4 protein-coding genes are annotated in these 3,708 nt (G+C 70.1%); 1 reads left to right on the forward strand and 3 read right to left on the reverse strand.

All coding sequences use genetic code 11. The annotated features are described in order from the left end of the window. Positions 1-158: 158 nt before the first annotated feature. Together scpB and AC27VN_RS35645 are read right to left on the reverse strand one after the other, a co-directional pair. Entirely contained in the window at positions 159-1,124 is a 966-nt protein-coding gene (gene scpB, locus AC27VN_RS35640) for an SMC-Scp complex subunit ScpB (protein ID WP_490879669.1), read from the reverse strand. Between the two features lie 136 nt (positions 1,125-1,260). Then, entirely contained in the window at positions 1,261-2,286 is a 1,026-nt protein-coding gene (locus AC27VN_RS35645; RefSeq protein WP_398499328.1) for an RluA family pseudouridine synthase, read from the reverse strand. A 14-nt stretch (positions 2,287-2,300) separates the two neighbouring features. Between AC27VN_RS35645 and AC27VN_RS35650 the strand changes: the two genes are divergently transcribed. Further along, on the forward strand, positions 2,301-3,104 hold the full coding sequence (locus AC27VN_RS35650) for an outer membrane protein assembly factor BamD (RefSeq protein ID WP_093342623.1): 804 nt from the start codon (positions 2,301-2,303) through the stop codon (positions 3,102-3,104). An 86-nt stretch (positions 3,105-3,190) separates the two neighbouring features. Here the strand turns inward: AC27VN_RS35650 and AC27VN_RS35655 are convergent. Continuing rightward, the coding region (locus AC27VN_RS35655) for an ATP-dependent DNA helicase (protein ID WP_490879670.1) at positions 3,191-3,708 on the reverse strand (518 nt) is incomplete at its 5' end.

A 3,708-nucleotide genomic window follows, 5' to 3' on the forward strand; every position in this document is an offset into this window, starting at 1 on the left:
CTTCTTGCGCCGCGGACGCCGCTTCGGTGCCGCGCCCTCCTCCGCCGTCGCTACGGCTTTCGCAGCATCGCCCGCGGACTGGCCGGTCGTTTCCGGCGTGTTTTCATTGGACAAGGGGTCGATCGGCAGGATCGCCGCTTGGTCGGGGTCGGATGAGCTCATGAGGTCTTTCCGGGGAGGACTGCGTCAGGATCGGTCGCGTCCGGCGGCGGAGCGTCGGGATCGATGCGGGGTTCTTCGGAGGGTTCGGTATCGGCGGAAGCCTGGGCTTCCGCGGGGGCTGGCTGTTCGGCGTCGTCGCCTCGCTCGTCGAGGGCGGCGGCATCGCCCGGCTCGGCAGCCATGTCCGGCTCGACCGGCGCGCTGTCGGTCGCCACGATCTCGTCGGCGATCGCTTCGTCGGCCAGCGATGCATCGTCCGCGATCGCCGGCTGGACTTCGGGTTGTTCCGAGGGGGGTGCCCCAGTCTGCGCCTCTTCCGCCGCGACGGCAACCGCCGTCTCGTCGGCGGCCGGCGCCGGCTCGGCCTCCGCCGGCGGCTCGTCGATCGGCAGCGCCGGCTGGTTGCCGCCGCCCGCGCGCTCGAGCGAGTCGACCAGTGCCGCCTGCTGGGCCGGCGTCTCGATCACCGGCAACTGGTCGAGCGAGGCCAGGCCGAGGTCGTCGAGGAACTGGCGCGTGGTCGCGTACAGCGCCGGGCGCCCGACCGTCTCGCGGTGGCCGATCACCTCGACCCAGTTGCGGTCCTCGAGCTGCTTGAGGATCAGCGAGTTGATGGTGACGCCGCGGATGTCTTCCATGTCGCCGCGCGTGACCGGCTGGCGATAGGCAATGATGGCCAGGGTCTCGAGCGCCGCGCGGGTGTAGCGCGGCGGCTTCTCGGGGTGCAGACGGTCGAGGTGGTCGCGCATCTCGGGCCGGCTCTGAAAGCGCCAGCCACTGCCCACGCTGACCAGTTCGAGGCCGCGTTGCGTCCAGTCTTCCTGCAGCTCGAGAAGCAGCGACTTGATCGTGTCCACACCCAGTGCGTCGTCGAACAGCACGCGCAATTCGCGCACCGGCAGCGGCTGGCTCGAACAGATCAAGGCGGTTTCGAGAATGCGCTTGGCATCCGCCGTATTCATGGTTCGCGTTGTCCGGGAAAAGGCGCCTTGGGGGACGCTTTTTTTGTTCAGAAGGATGGAAGGAGGCGTTGCCGGCACGCGGCGAGTGCAACGCGGGGCCGGCACCAAGCGGCCGGCGCGGCGGCCCTGGAGGCCGTCAGGCGCGATTGTAGTCCAGCCCCCAGGCCCGCAAGGCCTCGGCAAGATCGGCCGGCACGGGCGAATGCAGCGCGATCGGCGCCTTGGTGACCGGATGCACGAAGGCCAGCCGGAACGCATGCAGCGCCTGCCGCGCGAGGCCCGCGGCAGCCGTGCCGCCATAGAGCGTGTCGCCCACCAGCGGATGGCCGATCGACGCCATGTGCACGCGGATCTGGTGCGTGCGGCCGGTTTCGAGGGTGCAGCGCACCACGCAGCCGCGCTCCTCGCTGTCCAGGCGCTCGATCAGGGTGCGGGCGGTCTTGCCGGCGTGCTGCTGCAGGTCGACCACCGCCATGCGCAGCCGGTTGCGCGGATCGCGGCCGATGGCCGCGTCGACCTGGCGCGCAGCCGCGCCGGTCCAGGGCTTGTGGCCCAGCGCCAGGTACTGACGCTTGACCTCGCGCGCGGCGATCAGCGCCACCAGCGCGTCCATGGTGGCGCGGGTGCGCGCGACCATCATCAGCCCGCTGGTGTCGCGGTCGAGCCGGTGCACGATGCCCGCGCGCGGCAGCAGCAGCGCCTTGGGATCGAGCGCGAGCAAGCCGTTGAGCAGCGTGCCGCTCCAGTGGCCCGGGGCGGGATGCACCACCAGGCCGGCCGGCTTGTCGATCACGCGCAGGTGCTCGTCCTCGTAGACGGTGACGATCTCCATCGGCTCGGGCCGGAACGCCTGGCTCTGTGGCGTGGGGCGCAGTTCGACCCGCCCCGCCTGCCCGGCCCGCACGGCCGCCGAGGCCTTGGTGGCGGCGCGGCCCTGAAGCTCGACGGCGCCGGCCTCGATCAGCTGCTGCAGGTAGCTGCGCGAGAACTCGGGAACCAATGCGGCCAGCGCGCGATCCAGCCGCAGTCCGTGCTGCGCGGGGTCGACGACGAAATCCCGCCACTCGCTGGCTTCGGACGGATCGGCGCCCTCGTCGAGCTCGGCCGCCTCCGGGGAGTTGTCGCGGGGGTCGGTCGATATAATTGAGGGCAACTGTTTCACGAAAGCCGCATGTGATGATTCGCGCCAAATTATCGGTCCCAGCCTGGATGGCGCTCAGCGCCCTCGCGCTGCTCGCCGGCTGTTCGAGCACCAAGGACGACAAGACCGCGACCTGGAGCCCCAACCGGATCTACGCGGAAGCCAAGGACGAAGCCGGCTCCGGCGCCTACGACAAGGCCGTGCCGCTGTACGAGAAGCTCGAGGGCCGTGCCGCCGGTACCCCCCTGGCCCAGCAGGCCCAGCTCGAGAAGGCCTACGCCCAGTACAAGGGCGGCGACAAGGCGGCCGCGGTCTCCACCATCGACCGCTTCCTGAAGCTGCACCCCGCCAGCCCCGCGCTCGACTATGCGCTGTACCTCAAGGGCGTGGTCAACTTCAACGACGACCTCGGCATGTTCGCGTTCCTCACGCGCCAGGACCTGTCGGAGCGCGACCAGAAGGCGGCCAAGGAGTCATTCGAGTCGTTCAAGGAACTGATCACGCGCTTCCCCGACTCGCGCTACACGCCCGATGCGCGCCAGCGCATGAACTACATCGTGAACTCGCTCGCCCAGTACGAGGTTCACGTGGCGCGCTACTACTACTCGCGCGGCGCCTACCTGGCGGCCATCAACCGCGCCCAGAGCGCGATCGCCGACTACCGCGAAGTGCCCGCCGTGGAGGAAGCGCTCTACATCATCGTGCGCTCGTACGACGCGCTCGGCATGAACGACCTGCGCGACGACGCGCAGCGCGTGCTGACCTCCAACTACCCGCAGAGCACCTACCTCTCGCAAGGCTTCAAGACCAAGGACGATCCCTGGTGGAAGATGTGGTGATGGCGGCCGGCCGGCTCGGCTGACCCCATACGAAAGCCCGACGGCGCGAGCCCTCGGGCTTTTTTATCGCCCGCGCGGCGCGCGCTTCAGTCCTGCACCGGCACGGCCAGGTCCGCGATCGCCGCGTCGAGATCGGCCTCGGTCTCGAGCCGCCGCATCGGCGGCAGCGCCCCGAGCAGGCGCCGGCCATAGCCCATCGCGACCAGCCGCGTGTCGCAGATCACCAGCACGCCGCTGTCGGTCTCGCGCCGGATCAACCGCCCCGCCCCCTGCTTGAGCGCCACCGCGGCCTCGGGCAGCGAGTAGTCGCCGAAGGAGCTGCGGCCCTGCGCCTCGAGCCGCTGCGAGCGCGCCTCGACCAGCGGATCGTTGGGCGGCGGGAACGGCAGCTTGTCGATCACCACCAGTTGCAAGGCATCGCCGGGCGCATCGAAACCCTCCCAGAACGAGGCCGAGGCGACCAGCACGCAGCCGGGACGGCCCATCGTGTCGCCCTCGCGGAAGCGGTCCATCAGCACCCGCTTGGGCAGTTCGCCCTGCACCAGCACCTCGGGCCGCCGCTCGATGCCCAGGCGCTCGATCTGCTGGCGGATCTCGTCGCCCA

The organism is Variovorax sp. 20P10.2.4 (assembly GCF_058244205.1).

What these genes read in the sequence shown, in the direction of transcription:
- AC27VN_RS35650 (WP_093342623.1), top strand. Translation starts at nt 2,301, where the DNA reads ATGATTCGCGCCAAATTATCGGTCCCAGCCTGGATGGCGCTCAGCGCC.
- scpB (WP_490879669.1), bottom strand. Translation starts at nt 1,124, where the DNA reads ATGAATACGGCGGATGCCAAGCGCATTCTCGAAACCGCCTTGATCTGT.